The 20004-nt window shown below is 50.8% G+C and carries 16 protein-coding genes and 2 tRNA genes; 16 read left to right on the top strand and 2 right to left on the bottom strand.

The features are described 5' to 3' along the window. Window positions 1–34: 34 nt before the first annotated feature. Window positions 35–328, bottom strand: a complete 294-nt coding sequence (gene yhbY, locus DFO56_RS20735) for a ribosome assembly RNA-binding protein YhbY (protein ID WP_007369919.1) — start codon at window positions 326–328, stop codon at window positions 35–37. 118 nt (window positions 329–446) lie between these two features. Here yhbY and rlmE point away from each other — a divergent pair, with 118 nt between their 5' ends. The 13 genes from rlmE (at window position 447) to DFO56_RS25020 (ending at window position 15881) form a co-directional block, all read left to right on the top strand. Further along, complete coding sequence (gene rlmE / locus DFO56_RS20730; protein ID WP_020455430.1) at window positions 447–1073, top strand: 23S rRNA (uridine(2552)-2'-O)-methyltransferase RlmE; 627 nt, start codon at window positions 447–449, stop codon at window positions 1071–1073. A gap of 102 nt (window positions 1074–1175) precedes the next feature. Beyond that, entirely contained in the window at window positions 1176–3107 is a 1932-nt protein-coding gene (gene ftsH / locus DFO56_RS20725; protein ID WP_017457344.1) for an ATP-dependent zinc metalloprotease FtsH, read from the top strand. A 98-nt stretch (window positions 3108–3205) separates the two neighbouring features. Beyond that, window positions 3206–4054 (top strand): dihydropteroate synthase, encoded by an 849-nt coding sequence (folP, locus tag DFO56_RS20720; RefSeq protein WP_072051655.1) that lies wholly within the window; start codon window positions 3206–3208, stop codon window positions 4052–4054. Next, window positions 4047–5387, top strand: a complete 1341-nt coding sequence (glmM, locus tag DFO56_RS20715) for a phosphoglucosamine mutase (RefSeq protein WP_017457346.1) — start codon at window positions 4047–4049, stop codon at window positions 5385–5387. The genes folP and glmM overlap by 8 nt, the downstream gene beginning before the upstream one ends. 224 nt (window positions 5388–5611) lie before the next feature. Continuing rightward, window positions 5612–5944 (top strand): preprotein translocase subunit SecG, encoded by a 333-nt coding sequence (secG, locus tag DFO56_RS20710; RefSeq protein WP_020455428.1) that lies wholly within the window; start codon window positions 5612–5614, stop codon window positions 5942–5944. A 12-nt stretch (window positions 5945–5956) separates the two neighbouring features. After that, a tRNA-Leu gene (locus DFO56_RS20705) sits at window positions 5957–6043 on the top strand. A 706-nt stretch (window positions 6044–6749) separates the two neighbouring features. Then, the gene (locus tag DFO56_RS20700; protein ID WP_020455427.1) at window positions 6750–7409 is read left to right on the top strand and encodes a hypothetical protein; all 660 of its coding nucleotides are present in this window, start codon (window positions 6750–6752) and stop codon (window positions 7407–7409) included. Between the two features lie 59 nt (window positions 7410–7468). After that, on the top strand, window positions 7469–7990 hold the full coding sequence (locus DFO56_RS20695; protein WP_045512641.1) for a CS1 type fimbrial major subunit: 522 nt from the start codon (window positions 7469–7471) through the stop codon (window positions 7988–7990). A 365-nt stretch (window positions 7991–8355) separates the two neighbouring features. Then, on the top strand, window positions 8356–10452 hold the full coding sequence (locus DFO56_RS20690) for a TcfC E-set like domain-containing protein (protein WP_233500425.1): 2097 nt from the start codon (window positions 8356–8358) through the stop codon (window positions 10450–10452). Beyond that, window positions 10449–11732: a hypothetical protein gene (locus DFO56_RS20685; protein WP_045512638.1), complete on the top strand. Its 1284-nt coding sequence runs from the start codon at window positions 10449–10451 to the stop codon at window positions 11730–11732. The genes DFO56_RS20690 and DFO56_RS20685 overlap by 4 nt, the downstream gene beginning before the upstream one ends. Window positions 11733–11764: 32 nt before the next feature. Beyond that, window positions 11765–13042, top strand: coding sequence for a hypothetical protein (locus tag DFO56_RS25025; RefSeq protein ID WP_233500424.1), 1278 nt, complete (start codon window positions 11765–11767; stop codon window positions 13040–13042). A gap of 32 nt (window positions 13043–13074) precedes the next feature. Beyond that, window positions 13075–14352 (top strand): hypothetical protein, encoded by a 1278-nt coding sequence (locus DFO56_RS20675; RefSeq protein WP_233500423.1) that lies wholly within the window; start codon window positions 13075–13077, stop codon window positions 14350–14352. 284 nt (window positions 14353–14636) lie between these two features. Continuing rightward, window positions 14637–15881 (top strand): hypothetical protein, encoded by a 1245-nt coding sequence (locus tag DFO56_RS25020; RefSeq protein ID WP_233500422.1) that lies wholly within the window; start codon window positions 14637–14639, stop codon window positions 15879–15881. 122 nt (window positions 15882–16003) lie between these two features. On the opposite strand, the gene argG is transcribed toward DFO56_RS25020, so the two are convergent. Next, the gene (gene argG, locus DFO56_RS20665; protein ID WP_020455416.1) at window positions 16004–17350 is read right to left on the bottom strand and encodes an argininosuccinate synthase; all 1347 of its coding nucleotides are present in this window, start codon (window positions 17348–17350) and stop codon (window positions 16004–16006) included. A 377-nt stretch (window positions 17351–17727) separates the two neighbouring features. Between argG and DFO56_RS20660 the strand changes: the two genes are divergently transcribed. The 3 genes from DFO56_RS20660 (at window position 17728) to nusA (ending at window position 19982) form a co-directional block, all read left to right on the top strand. Next, window positions 17728–17804 (top strand) — tRNA-Met (locus DFO56_RS20660). 208 nt (window positions 17805–18012) lie between these two features. After that, complete coding sequence (gene rimP, locus DFO56_RS20655) at window positions 18013–18465, top strand: ribosome maturation factor RimP (RefSeq protein ID WP_017457352.1); 453 nt, start codon at window positions 18013–18015, stop codon at window positions 18463–18465. Window positions 18466–18494: 29 nt separating this feature from the next. Then, a complete protein-coding gene (gene nusA, locus DFO56_RS20650) occupies window positions 18495–19982 on the top strand; it encodes a transcription termination factor NusA (RefSeq protein WP_017457353.1) in 1488 nt (495 codons plus the stop codon). The last annotated feature ends 22 nt before the right edge of the window (window positions 19983–20004 follow it).

Raw genomic sequence — 20004 nt, 5'->3', positions numbered from 1 at the left:
TTTACACAGATTTTGTGTTCAATTCAGGATATCCTTAGCGTGGCAGCGAAATTTTACGCTCCGCGGTTGGGCGATAAAGCACCAGCGTTTTACCGATGACCTGTACGTTGCAGGCGCCGGTTTCGCGAACGATAGCTTCCACGATCAAGGTCTTAGTTTCTCTGTCTTCAGAGGCAATTTTCACCTTGATAAGTTCATGGTGCTCTAGCGCTTGTTCAATCTCGGCCAGTACCCCTTCGGTCAAACCATTATTGCCAAGCATAACTACCGGCTTGAGCGGATGTGCCAGACCTTTCAGGTGCTGTTTTTGTTTAGTACTCAGATTCATCGTATATTTTGCTTACGTTGGGATTGAAAACGGGTCATTCTACCGCCATCTCCACTGTATCGCCAAATTGCGCGTCGAAATTTCTCGATGTCGACGATGAACCCGGATGGAAAGTTAAATGACAGGTAAAAAGCGTTCTGCCAGTTCGAGCCGCTGGCTTCAGGAACACTTTAGCGATAAATATGTTCAACAGGCGCAGAAAAAAGGGTTGCGTTCCCGTGCCTGGTTTAAACTTGATGAAATACAGCAAAGTGACAAACTTTTTAAGCCGGGTATGACGGTCGTCGACTTGGGCGCAGCCCCTGGTGGATGGTCGCAATATGCGGTCACGCAGATAGGTGGTAATGGTCGTATCATCGCTTGTGATCTTTTACCGATGGATCCAATCGTTGGTGTGGACTTCCTTCAGGGCGATTTTCGTGATGAATTAGTTCTGAAAGCGTTACTGGATCGCGTTGGCGACAGTAAAGTTCAGGTTGTCATGTCAGATATGGCACCGAATATGAGCGGTACGCCTGCTGTTGATATACCCCGTTCCATGTATCTGGTGGAGCTGGCGCTGGAGATGTGCCGTGATGTGTTGGCGCCTGGCGGAAGTTTTTTAGTGAAAGTGTTCCAGGGCGAAGGTTTCGATGAGTATCTCACCGAAATTCGCTCCCTGTTTACGAAGGTTAAAGTGCGTAAACCGGACTCTTCACGTGCGCGTTCACGTGAAGTGTATATTGTAGCGACCGGGCGAAAATGATACCCCGTCGATTTCGGCCTCTGGTTTGAAAGAGATGGGTTATGTTGTATCCTGACGCTGTTTTTAACACAGTTGTAATATGAGGTTAATCCCTTGAGTGACATGGCGAAAAACCTAATACTCTGGCTGGTCATTGCCGTCGTGCTGATGTCAGTATTCCAGAGCTTTGGGCCCAGCGAGTCGAATAGCCGTAAGGTGGACTATTCTACCTTCCTGCAAGAGGTCAACCAGGACCAGGTTCGCGAAGCGCGTATCAACGGACGTGAGATCAACGTTACCAAGAAAGATAGTAACCGTTACACGACTTACATCCCTGTCCAGGATCCGAAACTGCTCGACAACCTGGTGACGAAAAACGTCAAAGTTGTCGGTGAACCGCCGGAAGAGCAGAGCGTGCTGACGACCATCTTTATCTCCTGGTTCCCGATGCTGCTGCTGATTGGGGTCTGGATTTTCTTTATGCGTCAGATGCAGGGCGGCGGTGGCAAAGGTGCCATGTCGTTCGGCAAGAGCAAGGCGCGTATGCTTACGGAAGATCAGATCAAAACGACTTTCGCTGACGTTGCCGGTTGCGACGAAGCAAAAGAAGAAGTTGGCGAACTGGTTGAATATCTGCGTGAGCCGAGCCGTTTCCAGAAACTGGGCGGTAAAATCCCGAAAGGCGTCCTGATGGTCGGTCCTCCGGGTACGGGTAAAACGCTGCTGGCGAAAGCGATCGCCGGTGAAGCGAAAGTACCGTTCTTCACCATTTCCGGTTCTGACTTTGTAGAAATGTTCGTTGGTGTCGGTGCATCTCGTGTGCGCGACATGTTCGAGCAAGCGAAGAAAGCAGCACCATGCATTATCTTCATCGATGAAATCGACGCCGTAGGCCGTCAGCGTGGTGCGGGGCTTGGCGGTGGTCACGATGAACGTGAACAGACGCTGAACCAGATGCTGGTTGAGATGGATGGTTTCGAAGGTAACGAAGGTATTATCGTTATTGCCGCGACGAACCGTCCGGACGTACTCGACCCTGCTTTGTTGCGTCCGGGGCGTTTTGACCGCCAGGTTGTTGTCGGTCTGCCGGACGTTCGCGGCCGTGAGCAGATACTGAAAGTCCATATGCGCCGTGTGCCCCTGTCGCCGGATATTGATGCGGCAATCATCGCACGCGGGACGCCAGGCTTCTCCGGTGCCGATTTGGCGAACCTGGTCAACGAAGCCGCGCTGTTTGCCGCTCGTGGCAACAAACGCGTTGTGTCGATGGTCGAGTTTGAAAAAGCGAAAGACAAAATCATGATGGGTGCGGAACGCCGCTCCATGGTGATGACTGAAGCGCAGAAAGAGTCCACGGCATACCACGAAGCAGGCCATGCGATTATTGGTCGTCTGGTGCCGGAACACGATCCGGTGCATAAAGTGACGATCATTCCGCGCGGCCGTGCGCTGGGTGTGACGTTCTTCCTGCCGGAAGGTGATGCGATTAGCGCCAGTCGTCAGAAACTGGAAAGCCAGATTTCAACGCTGTACGGTGGCCGTCTGGCAGAAGAGATCATCTATGGCGTTGAACATGTTTCTACCGGTGCGTCGAACGATATTAAAGTCGCGACCAACCTGGCACGTAACATGGTCACCCAGTGGGGCTTCTCCGACAAACTCGGTCCGCTGCTTTACGCGGAAGAGGAAGGCGAAGTATTCCTCGGCCGTAGCGTTGCAAAAGCGAAACATATGTCCGATGAAACCGCACGAATCATCGACCAGGAAGTGAAATCGCTTATTGAACGTAACTACAATCGCGCACGTCAGTTACTCAATGAAAATATGGATATTCTGCATGCGATGAAAGATGCTCTGATGAAATATGAGACCATCGATGCACCGCAGATTGATGACCTGATGTCACGTCGTGATGTTCGTCCGCCAGCAGGTTGGGAAGAACCTGGCACGAACAACTCTGACAATAATGGTACGCCGCGAGCGCCGCGTCCGGTCGATGAACCGCGTACGCCAAACCCGGGCAATACCATGTCAGAACAGCTGGGCGACAAATAAGTATTTGCGCTGATGATCTGCTTTTAATGAAAACCCCGGGGCTTGCTCCGGGGTTTTTCTTTTAATTTCTAACTGCCACAACCTCAGGATTTTTAGTCATGAAACTCCATGCTCAGGGCTCAACACTGGATTTGTCACATCCCCATGTAATGGGCATTCTCAATGTAACGCCGGATTCTTTTTCTGATGGCGGTGCACATAACACATTGATTGAGGCGGTAAAGCACGCAAACCTGATGATCAATGCGGGAGCGACAATTGTGGATATCGGCGGGGAATCGACGCGTCCTGGGGCGGACGATGTTAGCGTAGAAGAGGAGCTTGAACGCGTAATCCCGGTGGTTGAAGCTATTGCACAGCGTTTTGAGGTATGGATTTCCGTCGATACATCAAAACCAGAGGTGATTCGTGAATCGGCGCGAGTAGGTGCACATATCATTAACGATATCCGCTCATTAACAGAACCTGGCGCACTGGAAGCAGCCGTGCAAACCGGGTTACCGGTTTGCCTGATGCATATGCAAGGCCAGCCAAAAACCATGCAGGAAGCGCCGAAATATGATGATGTGTTTGCCGACGTGAATCGCTTTTTTAGCGAACATATAGCACGATGCGAGCGGGCCGGGATCGCAAAAGAGAAATTGTTGCTCGACCCGGGGTTCGGTTTCGGTAAAAATCTCTCCCACAATTATGCATTGCTTGCCCGCCTGGCTGAGTTTCATCATTTTGGCTTACCTCTGCTGGTTGGAATGTCGCGTAAGTCGATGGTAGGCCAGCTACTCAATGTCGGTCCCTCCGAGCGGTTAAGCGGTAGTCTGGCTTGCGCAGTGATCGCGGCAATGCAAGGCGCGCACATTATTCGTGTTCACGATGTAAAAGAAACAGTAGAAGCTATGCGGGTGGTAGAAGCCACGCTGGCAGCGAAGGAAAACAAACGCTATGAGTAATCGTAAATATTTTGGCACCGATGGTATTCGCGGCCGCGTTGGCGACGCACCGATCACCCCTGATTTTGTGCTTAAGCTGGGTTGGGCTGCCGGGAAAGTACTGGCGCGTCATGGATCGCGTAAGATCATCATTGGTAAAGATACCCGTATTTCGGGTTATATGCTGGAATCAGCGCTGGAGGCCGGGCTTGCGGCGGCTGGTCTTTCTGCCTCCTTTACCGGGCCAATGCCAACGCCGGCGGTAGCTTACCTCACGCGCACATTTCGCGCAGAAGCGGGAATTGTAATTTCGGCTTCGCATAACCCTTTCTATGACAATGGCATCAAATTTTTCTCTATTGACGGTACAAAATTGCCGGATGCGGTAGAAGAGGCGATTGAAGCCGAGATGGAAAAGGAGCTGACTTGTGTCGACTCCGCTGAGCTGGGTAAAGCTAGCCGCATTGTTGATGCCGCAGGGCGATATATTGAGTTTTGTAAGGCCACCTTCCCCAATGAATTAAGTCTTAACGGCTTAAAAATCGTCGTTGATTGCGCTAATGGCGCAACTTATCACATCGCCCCGAGCGTCTTTCGCGAATTAGGCGCGAAAGTCATAGCCATTGGGTGTGAACCTGATGGTGTGAACATCAACGAAAAATGTGGTGCGACAGACGTGGCTGCATTGCAGCAGCGCGTTCTGGTTGAGAAAGCCGATTTGGGCATTGCCTTTGATGGCGACGGTGATCGCGTCATTATGGTCGATCATGAGGGTAACAAGGTCGATGGCGATCAAATCATGTATATCATTGCCCGCGAGGGGCTGCGCCAGGGGCAGCTGCGCGGTGGCGCAGTTGGCACACTCATGAGCAATATGGGGCTTGAACTGGCGCTTAAGCAACTGGGCATTCCCTTTGCGCGCGCGAAAGTTGGCGACCGTTATGTGCTGGAAAAAATGCAGGAGAAAGGCTGGCGTATCGGTGCTGAAAACTCCGGCCATGTAATTTTGCTGGATAAAACGACGACCGGAGACGGTATCGTGGCCGGTTTGCAGGTGGTTGCCGCAATGGTGCGTAACCACATGTCTCTGCATGATTTGTGCAGCGGTATGAAAATGTTCCCGCAGGTGCTGGTGAATGTACGTTTTACCGCAGGCATTGGCGATCCGCTGGAAGACGAGACGGTTAAGACGGTGACGGCAGAAGTGGAAGCGACGCTGGCTGGCCGCGGTCGTGTGTTGTTGCGTAAATCCGGTACTGAGCCGTTAATTCGCGTCATGGTAGAAGGTGAAGACGAGGCGCAAGTGACCTCGCTGGCGAATCGCATCGCCGACGCGGTTAAGGCTGTAAAATAGCGCGATAAGTGCTTAAAAAGGCGGCTGTTGCCGCCTTTTTAATAGCCCGGGATCGCAATTTTGCTGTTTTTTTCCGCACTTGATAAAATGCACTTAAATTGCCCTTGCGAAGGTCATTCGCTTTGGTTAGTATTCACACCCGCTTCAGTGGGAAAGCAATAAACATCCCACTTTTATTGGTTTGAAGCATTGGCTGCGGCAACCCCGCAAGGAACAGGTTGATTATGTACGAAGCTCTTTTAGTTGTTTTCCTTATTGTAGCGCTGGCTCTTGTTGGCCTGATTATGCTGCAGCAAGGTAAAGGCGCTGACATGGGAGCCTCCTTTGGCGCTGGCGCGTCCGGTACGCTGTTCGGTTCAAGTGGTTCTGGTAACTTCATGACCCGTACGACTGCTGTGCTGGCAACACTGTTCTTTATTATTAGCCTTGTGCTGGGCAACATTAACAGCAATAAAACCAATAAAGGAAGCGAGTGGGATAATCTGAGTGCACCGGCTAAGAGTGAACAAACTCAGCCTGCAGCTCCGGCGCAGCCGACCAGCGATATCCCGCACTAAGAAGTAAGTCGTGCCGAGGTGGTGGAATTGGTAGACACGCTACCTTGAGGTGGTAGTGCCCGATTGGGCTTACGGGTTCAAGTCCCGTCCTCGGTACCAATATTCCGGAAAAAAGACATCGTAAGATGTCTTTTTTTTTTACCTGTTATTGACTACACTGCCAAACCTTCTTCCTTCTTCCTTCTTCCTTCTTCCTTCTTCCTTCTTCTTTCTTCAAACCCTCAAACCTTTAAACCTTCAAACCTTCAAACCTTCAAACCTTCAAACCTTCAAACCTTCAAACCTTCAAACCTTCAAACCTTCAAACTGCGAAATCGCCAAACCGCCAAACCGCCAAACCGCCAAACCGCCAACTTCTATCCTTAAACTTCTAACCCTTTCTGGGTATATCTGGTGGCAATTTTCTTCCACGCTTATTAATTCAATGATTAATGCAGGAAACTCGTGCTGTGCAAGGCGCTAGCCTCCATGTTTTAACAAAGGCTGGTTAAAGGACAAGTCAGGAGGCACATTAAAAACATATTAATCTTATAAATCATCGGCATATATCACCTCAAAAATAGCAATTACTGGTCTGAGGAGTAAAATTGATCAAGATTCGGTTTTTAATAATTTATTAATCTGCATGTGTTCGGTTGCTTTAATTTCGAGGCGTGATTATCGTTGCCTCGTTTTTAGCGTTGTCTGGATACTGAATATGTGTTGCGTTTCCTTATTAAGAAAGATTTCATCTGTTTCTCTGGCTCTTATATTCGGACTTAAGATGTCTGCGGCCTTCGCTCTCCCTGAAATAGGGATTGGAAGCATGTATGACACACTGACGCCTGATAAGCAGTCTATTTCTAAACGTATTTATAATACCGGGACATCCACGGCTTTTGTCCGCATCGATCTACTGGAAGTAAATATTGATAAAAGCGGGAAAGTTAAAGAAGCACCGGTAAAAGAGATTGCGGGTAATTCTTTACAGAAAGACAGACTTATTGTCACCCCGCTCAGAATGATTATCCCGCCTGGCGGATTCCAGGCCGCAAGATTTATGTGGCCAGGCGATCGCTCGGTTGAAAAATATTATCGAGTAAGGTTTGTTCCGGTTCTGCCAAAAACTGATGATGGCTTCGGATTAAATAATAAAGAAGTCGATGAATATCGTAAAAAAGCATTGAACGCAGGTCTGAATGTTTTATCTGGCTACGGCACATTAGTGATCGTTTTGCCTACAAAACCTGTTTTTAATACGCAAATTGAATCGTCTTCACCGGCGGGAATTAAAGTAACAAACAAAGGCACCGCCACGATTGTTCTGGAGAATATCCGCAATTGCACCTCGTCTGGTACAGGGTGTAATAGCGCTACGCGTCTTTTCATCCTGCCTGGTAAAACGAAGGTAGTAGATAAACAGAAAGGGCGCAGTACTCTTTTCACCCTTATTGAAGGGGAAAACCAAAAGAAACTACGTTTCTAGTATTAAGAAGTAAGTTGCAAATAAGCAGTGTTGTATTCTTTAAATTGAAAGGATTTTCCATGTTGACTAATAAAATTGCAAAAGCTTGTCTCTTTGGTGGTGTTCTGTCTTTATCTGTATTAGGCAGCACAACGGCGATGGCCGCTAACCAACAAAGTTACAATATCGATGTTTTCGCTCATGTTCCTAGCGATGACTTTCAGGTTGAACCTGTAGAAAGCGGATGGATTAATCAGGCTCAAGAAATTGAGTATGATATTACAACGTCCAAATTAAAAGCATTTGAAAAACAGTTCCAGTATAAGAACGTTTCTGGCGGAATTCAGGCAACATTGATGAATACCGATTCTAATGGTGACGCTATTCTGTCAAACGGTACCGATATTATTCCTCTGAAAGTTGAATTTAACGGTGTTGAACTGAGCGATACGGCGAAAACCGTTGTTGACGATACCACAGCAAAAGCTGGCGGCCGTACTACTTTGCGCATTAGCCAGTCTGACTCTAAAGCTCTTACTGTGCAGGGTGATTTTACCGGCCAGGTAGCGATGATGTTTGAGGAAGCGCTAGTTAATCCGTAACGTTTATTTCCGTTTATACCCTATAAGCTCATTATAAAAATATTATGAAAATATCATTAATACTTCTTGTTGCTGTTCCATTCGTTGTTTCGGCTGGTGATATGCAACTTGCTGCAAATATGAAAGGGCTGCCAGAAGATTTTAAGCGGTATTTTTATAATTCTGAAGTTGTCGTTCAGGTATATCTGAACGACAACTATATTTTCGATGCCAGTATTTCTCTGCGGGAAAATGGAGATATTAAACTCCTGCGAGTTATTGATGAGCAGCCAAATAGTGATCCCGCAACAAATGCAGTCTGGTCTGATTTTCTTCAGAAGGGTGTTGCCATAGGTAAATGCACAGAGTCTTGCCCGTCCGGACTCATGCAGGTTGTTTATTCTCTTGATAACTCCGCGTTAAAACTTTACACCGCTAATTATGAAACCAGCCAGGTCGTCAGCCGTTATTTGTCAGTGCCAGATGACGCACCGACCGGGTTGATTATGAATAACAGCCTCTCAATCACCGACACGGCTTCAATGCGCAGTTGGGGGATTAACTCATCTTTAACCTCTTCACTGGGCGGCTGGAGTCAACAAGCGGCGTTCCAGTCTTCAGGCACTGACGGTGAGTATCAGTACAGGAATTACAGTCTCTATCAGCTTTTCACCCAAAAAGAGTTTAAAGGCAGCTTTTTGCGTCTGGGTGTGTTTACTCCTGACAGCGATAACGGCAACGTCCAGACCGCAGGGTTTGGCAATGATACTGTTATTGGCGGCATGTGGGGAACATCGGACGCCTTGCTCGCAACCACCGACAGTGTAAGCGCGTGGCCTGTCTATGTGACGGGGCGCAATCAGTCCGTTGCTGAAGTCTGGCGCAATGGCCAAATGATCCGTACCCAGCAATTACAGGCGGGCGTACAGGCGCTGGATACCCGCCCTCTGCCGCTTGGTATTTATGATATTACGATCAAAATTATCGAAAATGGCCAGGTAGTTGATACTCAGGAAGCGCAGATTTTTAAGGCGCAGGGTTGGAATAACCCTGACAAACGCTGGCGTATGAATCTCTGGGGCGGCCAACGTCGCGCGCTGGCAAGTGGCGATGTGAGCGCGGAGGATAAGAATCCCTTTGCGGCTGGCGCGGGTATGGAATGGCTGGTCAATCCCCTAGCGACCGTTGGACTTTCCGGCGCGATGTCTCTTAAAGAGCGTCGTCTGCGGATGCGCACCAACATTACGCTTTCGCAAGACGATCGCTTTTTTGCGCAGTACACGCTGGGTAATTCGCAATATCAAGCGAATCAGGACACAGATCTCCGCTATTACCGCAATTTATATGCGGGCGGTTCCGCCAGCCTTTACTGGCGTTCTACGCTTAGCGATGTTTATGGAAGGCGCGTTCGTACCCGTCAGGCAGGTCAAACGTGGGGTGCCTCTTTGTCGTCCCGATTGCCGGGAGGCTCTTCGCTGATTCTCAATACGCAATATATTGATACCCCCTGGCGTAAAGGAACCGCGGCGGATGTTTCGTGGAGTACGCAAACACGCCTCTTTGATCGCAGTACCACTTTCCGCATGAGCGCTTATGACCGTCCGGGCTTCGATAATGATCGCCGCGATCGGGGTGTCTCTTTTAGCGTGTCGATCGCCTTGTCTCCCTCCGAAGAACATTCGGTATCTTTGAGCACCGGCCTGGAACAGGATCAGAGTTATTCCAGCCTGCAGTATCAATGGGAACCAAAAGATAAAGGGACGCTGCGCAACTTAGGCGGCGGTGTTTCCTTGAGTGCTGCGGATACTACGTTGAATGGCAATGGCGCAGTGGATACCCCCTGGATAAACGGTAACTTCTACGCGCAGCACAGTATGCGGAGCAAAACGAATATTGCAGGCGCGAACCTAAGCCAGGTGCTGGTTATGGGCGGCGGTAAGGTCGCGTCCGTCAATGGCAACAACAGTGGCATGCAGTCTGCGGTGATTGTGGATATGGATGCTGACGATAAAAACACCCGTATCCTCGCAACGGGCAATATGAGCGAACTGCGTCTGAAACCAGGCCGCAATATTTTGCCGGCGGAGCTCTGGAAAAGAAGCGATATCCAGTTTAGCGCCCCCGGTGGTGACAGTGTGCAGGTGTTCCCGGAGCGCCAGACTATCCAGATGAATCGCGGTAGCGTTCAGTATGTGAACATCAAAACAGTGAAGACCTTAACCCTGATTAGCATGCTGCAGAATGCGCAAGGCCAGCTGATTAAAAACCGCTACGTCAAAAGCGATGTCGCGCAGGCCATGGTGAATGCGGAAGGGGTATTGACGCTGGACTCCGGTGTCACAAATCGCCAGTTAACGGTTCCGGCAGAAAATGGCGAGCCAGAACTGCACTGCGAAATTCCAGCCGGGTTGGATCCCAATAAGAGAGTGCAGTTTATCAGCGCGCTTAAATGCCAGCAGGTCGGTTCAGGTGCAACGAAATGAAACAGATTGCACTGAGCTTATTTACGGGGATGGCGCTACTTGCCGGTAGCGCAACGGTGATGGCTGCCACGATGGAGATTACCGCGTCATTTACGCCATCGCTGGAAAACCCGGAAAATAACACTTTCACCAACACCACGCCCGCGGGTGGGTACTGTACGATTTATCCGGACCAATGCGTTGATCTAAAAACATTCAGTATTTCCATGGGCGGGATAACCGCGTCGCTGGCAACGGCTGGCTTCACGGTCGATTCGGATCCCCGAATGGGCGTCTATTTCAAAATGCCGGGCGCATGGCGGAATACCACGTTAATCAACCGCGAGGATGGTTCCGAAACCTCTGTCCGCTTCAGGGTGAGGGGATTCGGTGCAACGTTAAATACGCATAATGACTGGACGTTAGAAGATCACAATACCGCCTGGTCAGGAAGCCCCACTGGATGGGGAAACTTTGTTTTTGCCCCTGCACCGTGCTCCTATTCCGGCGTAGGGGTTTATTCAACCAGATACTATCGTTTTATGTGGCAATGGCCAGCCGAAAATGTGGCCTGTTATAAAGTGGCAAAAATACCGCTGACGGGTGAGCCTTACTTAATTAATGACACCAGCATCATGTATGAGCTGCAAACACCGGAGCCGCTGAAATTAACCTCAGGGCTTTATGAAGGCACCTTATCCCTGACGGTGGGTCCCGGCGGCGATATTGATTTCGGTGATAATTTTCAGGCCTCCGACAATCAGTTAAACCTTCACTTTTCCCTGAGCGTAAACCACGAGCTGAAGCTCACCACCACCCCGGAAAACCAGTCAGTGTCCCTGCAGCCCTGTGCGGCCGGAAAAATTTGTACCGCTGACGAAGGGGAGGCCAACTGGGAACGCTGGATGGTTACCCGCATCACGCCCCAGCTGACCGGCAGGAGCAATTTTAACCTGACAAGCTCGGGGAGCTTTACGGTTTTCCTCGACTGCGCCGATCAGATAGGTAAGGAGTGCGCGCTCACCAGCGATAACAGCGGGCAACAGGTGCCGATGAAAGTGATGATAAATCTGCCGGAAAAGGTGGTGGATATGCAGACCGGTTCAAGGGTAAGCGGCAGGCCACTTTTGATTGGCAAAAGCGCAGGGCAGAACTACTTCACTGCAAAAACCTACGGCACAAATGAGCCCGGCAGTATCGATTTTCTGGTGCGCCAGAAAGATGTGGACACCATGCTGTCGACGCGCCCGGACACCTATCGCGGTGCGGTGAGCGTGATTTTTGATCCGAATATCTTTTGAATTTACGCGACGGCGCAGATCGAGTGAAAAAAATGAATCTTCCATTTACACGCGTGCTTTCACAGTTGCTGGCTGCATGCCTGCTTCTTGTGAGCTTCGCCTTATCGGCGGCGACAATGCAGATTACGGCAGAGTTTGTGCCATCGCTGGAAAACCCGGAAAAAAACACCTTCACGAATACCACGTCACAGAGTGGATATTGTTCAATTTTGCCTGGGGAATGTGCCGGTACCGGAATGGTCAGTATCTCAATGGGCGGCATAACGGCCTCTCTGGCGACGGCCGGGTTTACGGCTAATTCTGATCCCAGAATGGGAATGTACTTTAAAATGCCGGGCGCAATGCGCAATATCACGGTGGTGAATCAGCAAACGGGCTCGTCGGTGACGCTTGGTTTCAGGGTTAACGCTTTTTCTGCAAGATACCATACGCGAGCAGACTGGCCCGTCAGCCAGCATCAATCTACGTGGAACGGCAGTAGTTTTGTATATGCTCCCGCACCCTGCGGTTATTCGGGCGTGGGCTGGATTAGCTATACCGCTTATCTATTTATGTGGAAATGGCCAGCCAGTGATTCTGCCTGCTATAAAACAGCCAGGATCAACCTGACGGACGAGCCTTATTATATTGACTTGACCAGCTTAGGGTATGAGTTAGTCACACCTGATCCGCTGAAAATGGCATCCGGCACCTATACAGGAACCCTATCTCTTAGCGTGGGTTCCGGTGGAGATATTGATTTCGGTGATAACTTTAAGACTTCCGACAATCAGTTAGATCTCAACTTTACCCTCTCTGTAAACCATGAACTGAAACTGACTCCGGCCACCGGTGCGCAGACGGTCGCCCTGCAACCCTGCCCATCGGGAAAGATCTGCTCAGAGGATGAGGGGAAGGCCAACTGGGAACGCTGGATGGTTTCCCGCGTGACGCCGCAACTGACCGGGCGAAGCGCGTTTACGCTCTCCAGTTCCGGAGGGTTCACCGTTTTCCTGGACTGCGCCGATCAGATAGGTAAGGAGTGTGCGCTTACCAGCGATAACAGCGGGCAACAGGTGCCGATGAAGGTGACGATCAACATGCCGGATAATGTGGTGGATATGCAGACCGGCTCCACGGTAAGCGGCAGACCGCTTTTCATTGGCAAAACTGCGAACCAAAACGAGTTTACCGCCAAAGTCTATGGCGCAGATAAACCCGGCAGTATCGATTTCCTGGTGCGCCAGAAAGACGTGGACACCATGCTGTCGACGCGTCCGGACACCTATCGCGGTGCGGTGAGCGTGATTTTTGATCCGAATATCTTTTGAATTTACGCGACGGCGCAGATCGAGTGAAAAAAATGAATCTTCCATTTACACGCGTGCTTTCACAGTTGCTGGCTGCATGCCTGCTTCTTGTGAACTTCGCCTTATCGGCGGCGACAATGCACATTACAGCAGAGTTTGTGCCATCGCTGGAAAACCCGGAAAAAAACACCTTCACAAATACCACACCCCAGAGTGGATATTGTGCAAGTTACCCTGGAGAATGTACCGCTCCCGGAACGCTCAGTATCTCAATGGGCGGCATAACGGCCTCTCTGGCGACGGCCGGGTTTACGGCAAATTCTGATCCCAGAATGGGAATGTACTTTAAAATGCCGGGTGCAATGCGCAATATCACGGTAATGAATCAGCAAACGGGCTCGTTGGTGACGCTTGGTTTCAGGGTTAACGCTTTTTCTGCAAAATACCATACGCGAGGAGACTGGCCCATCAGCCAGCATCAATCTACGTGGAATGGCAGTAGCTTTGTAAATGTTCCCGCACCCTGCGGTTATTCAGGTGTGGGCTGGCGTAGTTATACCGCTTATCTATTTATGTGGAAATGGCCAGCCAGTGATTCTGCCTGCTATAAAACAGCCAGGATCAACCTGACGGACGAGCCCTATTATATTGACATGACCAGCTTAGGGTATGAGTTGGTCACACCAGATCCGCTGAAAATGGCATCCGGCACTTATACAGGAACCTTATCCCTGACGGTGGGTCCGGGAGGGGACATTGATTTCGGCGATAATTTTACTGCCAGTGACAGCATCCTGACATTGAACTTCACCCTCTCTGTAAACCATGAACTGAAACTCACCCCGGCCGCCGGTGCGCAGACGGTCGCCCTGCAACCCTGTCCATCGGGAAAGATCTGCTCAGAGGATGAGGGGAAGGCCAACTGGGAACGCTGGATGGTTTCCCGCGTGACGCCGCAACTGACGGGGAGAAGCGCGTTTACGCTCTCCAGTTCCGGTGGGTTCACCGTTTTCCTGGACTGCGCCGATCAGATAGATAAGGAGTGCGCGCTTACCAGCGATAACAGCGGGCAACAGGTGCCGATGAAGGTGACGATCAACATGCCGGATAATGTGGTGGATATGCAGACCGGCTCCACGGTAAGCGGCAGACCGCTTTTCATTGGCAAAACTGCGGCTCAAAACGAGTTCACCGCCAAAGTCTATAGTGCAGATAAACCCGGCAGTATCGATTTCCTGGTGCGCCAGAAAGATGTGGACACCATGCTGTCGACGCGCCCGGACACTTATCGCGGTGCGGTGAGCGTGATTTTTGATCCGAATATCTTTTGAATTCATTGAGCCACGTCTTCGCGGAACAGGTGACGCTGCCATTCAGGACGAAAGCGGCTGCGGCGGGGGGCGGGAAATAAGCGATATCGCATCTGGTGGTGATGGTGCGCAGGGATCCCCGGCGCAAAAGCGTATCCGGACGCGTCGCACTACCTTTCAGTGCCGGGAAAGCAAAACCGTGAACCTGAATTACCTGGCGCATTTCCGCCAGACTTGAATTGCATAAGAAAGTGCCATTTATCAGCGCCTTCTGTTATGCGTTTTGATGTTTACAGAGAAATATTATGTCCCTACTACGCCACATTACGCGAGCAGCCTTATCCGTTTCGCTATGCGTGATAAGTTTCTGCGCTGTCGCGGCGGAAATGAATATCAGCGCCAGTTTTACTCCGTCGGCAACGAATCCGGAAAACGGCGCATTCACTAATACCACACCGGTTTCTGGGTATTGTGCGACCTGGCCTGCGTATTGCCCTGCAGGCTCCTTTGGTATTGCGTTGCCGTTAGAGCTGCGCTTAAAACAGCCGATTGTTGCCAATGACGTACCGAGAAATAACCCCTACTTCGGATTAAGTAATAAAGCCAGAACGCTACCTGTCGTTAACGAAACGACCGGCGAAGTTGCGCAAGTGACCTTCCGGATCAGTGGCTTCAGTGGGCGATACTCATTGGCCGGGAATGATTACGCCTGGGTTGGGGGATCGTATTCCTCGCCAAACTCACCTTGCCAGAACAGTGGCCCCCTTGTGGGAAACTCCAACTGGACGGCTTTTGTATGGAGAGTCACCACAGCAGAGGGCGCTTGTTATAAAGTCAGTACCATAGACAGAACAGAGCCCTCGCGCTTCTACGAAATGAGTATTGCCTACGAACTGGATACGCCAGATCCGCTGAAGATGAGTTCCGGTATCTATAAAGGTACTGCGCCACTCACCATTGGCCCCGGGGGTAACATTGATTTTGGCGATGTGTATGTAGCCAGCGATACCATGCTGAATATTAACTTTGCGCTGACGGTAACTCATGAACTGAAACTCACGCCGGCCGCTGGTGCGCAGACGGTTGCCCTGCAACCCTGCCCATCGGGAAAAATCTGCTCAGAGGATGAGGGGAAGGCCAACTGGGAACGCTGGATGGTTTCCCGCGTGACGCCGCAACTGACCGGGCGAAGTGCGTTTACGCTCTCCAGTTCCGGTGGGTTCACCGTTTTCCTGGACTGCGCCGATCAGATAGGTAAGGAGTGCGCGCTTACCAGCGATAACAGCGGGCAACAGGTGCCGATGAAGGTAACGATCAACATGCCGGATAATGTGGTGGATATGCAGACCGGCTCCACGGTGACCGGCAGACCGCTTTTCATTGGCAAAACTGCGAACCAAAACGAGTTCACCGCCAAAGTCTATGGGGCAGATAAACCCGGCAGTATCGATTTTCTGGTGCGCCAGAAAGATGTGGACACCATGCTGTCGACGCGCCCGGACACCTATCGCGCTGCGGTGAGCGTGATTTTTGATCCGAATATCTATTGAGGATATGGAATGCCCATCCTGGCGGGAGAAAGCGAACTGGCTTGATAAATGTTGTTAAGCTGAAGCGATAACTTAAAGCAGAGAATCGTGCCTGCAAGGCAGGCACGAAGATGCAGAGAGACTTATTTCTTCTCGCTGTTTTCCAGGTTTTCTACCTGAGGCAGGCCATTCCCGGCCGTGGTGGAAAGCAGACCGGTTTGCACGTAGTTGAACAGTTTCTCACGGGTATCGGTGATATCCAGATTGCGCATCGTCAGTTGACCGATACGGTCATCCGGGGAGAACACGGACTCGCCTTTTTCCATCGTCAGACGCTCTGCTTTGTAGGTCAGATTGTCGGAAACGGTATTCAGAATCGAATAATCATTGCCGCGACGCAGCTCCAGCGTGACTTCACCCGTGATGGCGCTTGCTACCCAGCGTTGCAGGGAGTCACGCAGCATCAATGCTTGCGGATCGAACCAGCGGCCCTGGTACAGCAAGCGACCAAGCTGGCGGCCATGGGCGTGATATTGCTCAATAGTGTCTTCGTTGTGGATACCGGTCAGCAGACGTTCGTAAGCGATATGCAGCAACGCCATCCCCGGGGCTTCGTAAATACCGCGGCTTTTCGCTTCGATAATACGGTTCTCAATCTGATCGCTCATTCCCAGACCGTGACGGCCACCGATGCGATTGGCTTCCAGCATCAGTTCAACATCATCAGTGAAGGTTTTGCCGTTCAGCGCAACCGGATGACCGCGCTCAAAACGTACGGTAACTTCTTCCGCCGGGATTTTGACATTCTCATCCCAGAATTTAACCCCCATGATTGGGTTAACAATCTTCACGCTGGAATTGAGGAACTCTAAATCTTTCGCTTCGTGCGTTGCGCCCAGCATGTTGGAGTCAGTCGAGTAGGCTTTTTCTGCCGACATTTTGTAGTCGAAACCAGAAGCAACCATGAATTCGGACATTTCCTGACGGCCGCCGAGTTCATCAATAAAGTCGGTATCCAGCCACGGCTTATAGATTTGCAACTCGGCGTTAGTCAGCAGGCCGTAGCGATAGAAACGCTCAATATCGTTGCCTTTATAGGTGCTGCCGTCGCCCCAGATATTCACACCGTCTTCTTTCATTGCCGCAACCAGCATCGTGCCGGTTACCGCGCGGCCCAGCGGCGTGGTGTTAAAATAAGTCAGACCACCTGTCGTATTATGAAAAGCGCCGCACTGGATGGCGGCAATGCCTTCGGCGACCAGCTGTTTACGGCAGTCGATTAGGCGAGCATTTTCCGCACCGTACTCCTTTGCGCGACGGGGAATGGCGTCATAGTCATCCTCGTCCGGTTGACCCAGGTTCGCGGTGTATGCATAAGGAACCGCGCCTTTTTGGCGCATCCACAGCAGCGCTGCGCTGGTGTCCAGTCCGCCGGAGAAAGCGATGCCGATACGTTGACCTGCGGGAAGATGCTTGAGAATCGTCGTCATAAAAAAATCCCTGCTTGATAGACCGATGGTGAGAGACTTAACAGCCACGCCATACTCTTTGTGCCATCCGACCAGAACAATTAGTGAATGGTTATGCAAAATAAGTGAGTTTTCATTTAATCATCTTTTGACGATGACCGGAAGAGAAGAGTGCAATTTTCATTGCGATAGTGGTGAACACTGCTGTTTACATGCTTAAAAATAATACGCAACAAAATTGCATACGTCAGGGGCACAGGATGCTAACGCGCCACGGTTGACAGAACGGCATGTATATCAATATACTGCAGCCCGGTTTTACGTCCCGTCTTCGGTACCAAATCCCAGCATTATTTGCAAATTTGCACTCAAGCGAGTAGAATTTGCCACGTTTCAGGCGCGGGGTGGAGCAGCCTGGTAGCTCGTCGGGCTCATAACCCGAAGGTCGTCGGTTCAAATCCGGCCCCCGCAACCACTTTCCCTAAGTGTTCTTTTTCAAATATACTATGAAGACTTAACGCCTTCGCAGCTGGATTTGAAAAAAATACTCACGGAAGGTTCTCCAGGCCGCAGTTGCGGCTATAGGGTTCAGTTATTTAAAGCCCCGATTTATCGGGGTTTTTTGTTATCTGAGTACGAAATAACTGGGCTATACGCCCTTTTTTTATGTCTTGGGGGTGGACTTGTCCACATTAGAGCAAAAATTAACAGAGATGATTACGGCGCCGGTTGAAGCACTGGGCTATGAACTGGTCGGTATCGAGTTTGTGCGCGGGCGCACATCTACACTGCGCATCTATATTGATAGTGAAGATGGCATCAATGTTGATGATTGCGCTGATGTCAGCCACCAGGTCAGTGCGGTACTGGATGTTGAAGATCCGATTACCGTGGCTTACAACCTGGAGGTTTCCTCACCAGGTCTTGAGCGTCCTTTGTTTACGGCTGAGCACTATGCACGCTTTAAGGGCGACGAAGTCTCGCTGGTTCTGCGTATGGCGGTTCAAAACCGTCGTAAATGGCAGGGCATCATTAAAGATGTCGATGGCGAGATGATCACCGTTACGGTCGAAGGTAAAGATGAAGTGTTCGCATTGAGCAATATTCAAAAAGCGAACCTGGTCCCCCACTTTTAACAGTCTGGATTTGAGGTGAAAGGCCCCCGATGAACAAAGAAATTTTGGCTGTTGTTGAAGCTGTTTCTAACGAAAAGTCGCTTCCGCGTGAAAAAATCTTTGAAGCGCTGGAAAGTGCTCTGGCTACAGCAACCAAGAAAAAATACGAACAAGAGATCGATGTTCGCGTAAGCATTGATCGTAAAAGCGGTGATTTCGACACGTTCCGTCGCTGGCTGATCGTTGAAGAAGTGACGCAGCCGACACGTGAGATCACCCTCGAAGCAGCGCGTTACGAAGATGAGAGCCTGAACCTCGACGACTATGTTGAAGATCAGATTGAATCCGTCACGTTTGACCGCATCACCACCCAGACCGCAAAACAGGTCATCGTACAGAAAGTACGTGAAGCTGAACGCGCAATGGTGGTCGATCAGTTCCGCGAGCACGAAGGCGAAATCATCACCGGCGTGGTGAAGAAAGTGAACCGCGACAACATCACGCTGGATCTCGGCAACAACGCTGAAGCCGTTATCCTGCGCGAAGATATGCTGCCGCGTGAAAACTTCCGTCCGGGCGACCGCATCCGCGGTGTGCTGTACGCTGTGCGCCCTGAAGCGCGTGGTGCGCAGCTGTTCGTGACCCGTTCCAAACCGGAAATGCTGGTTGAACTGTTCCGCATTGAAGTGCCGGAAATCGGTGAAGAAGTTATCGAGATTAAAGCCGCAGCCCGCGATCCGGGTTCTCGCGCCAAAATCGCCGTGAAGACGAACGACAAGCGTATCGATCCGGTCGGCGCCTGCGTGGGTATGCGCGGTGCGCGTGTGCAAGCGGTTTCGACGGAACTTGGCGGTGAGCGTATTGATATCGTGCTGTGGGACGATAACCCGGCGCAGTTCGTTATCAACGCAATGGCACCGGCTGACGTTGCTTCTATCGTGGTGGATGAAGATAAACACACCATGGATATCGCCGTTGAGGCGGGCAACCTGGCGCAGGCTATCGGCCGTAATGGTCAGAACGTGCGCCTCGCGTCTCAGCTGAGCGGCTGGGAACTCAACGTCATGACCGTTGAGGATCTGCAGTCCAAGCATCAGGCTGAGGCTCATGCCGCGATTGACACCTTCACCCGCTACCTGGACATTGACGAAGATTTCGCCACCGTTCTGGTCGAAGAAGGTTTCTCTACGCTGGAAGAACTGGCCTATGTGCCAATCAAAGAGCTGCTGGAAATCGATGGTCTGGATGAAGACACCGTCGAAGCCCTGCGTGATCGTGCGAAAAACGCGCTGACCACTCTGGCACTGGCGCAGGAAGAAAGCCTCGGTAATAAAGAACCGGCTGAAGACCTGCTTAACCTGGAAGGTCTGGATCGCGCACTGGCTTTCAAACTGGCTGCTCGTGGTGTTTGTACGCTGGAAGACCTCGCTGAACAAGGTGTGGATGACCTGAGCGATATCGAAGGGTTAACCGATGAGAAAGCAGGTGAGCTCATCATGGCCGCACGTAATATTTGCTGGTTTGGCGACGAAGCGTAATAAACTGTAGCAGGAAGGAACA

The organism is Kosakonia sp. AG348 (assembly GCF_003337365.1).
GTDB lineage: Bacteria > Pseudomonadota > Gammaproteobacteria > Enterobacterales > Enterobacteriaceae > Kosakonia.
This window is presented reverse-complemented; position numbering and strand designations above follow the sequence as displayed.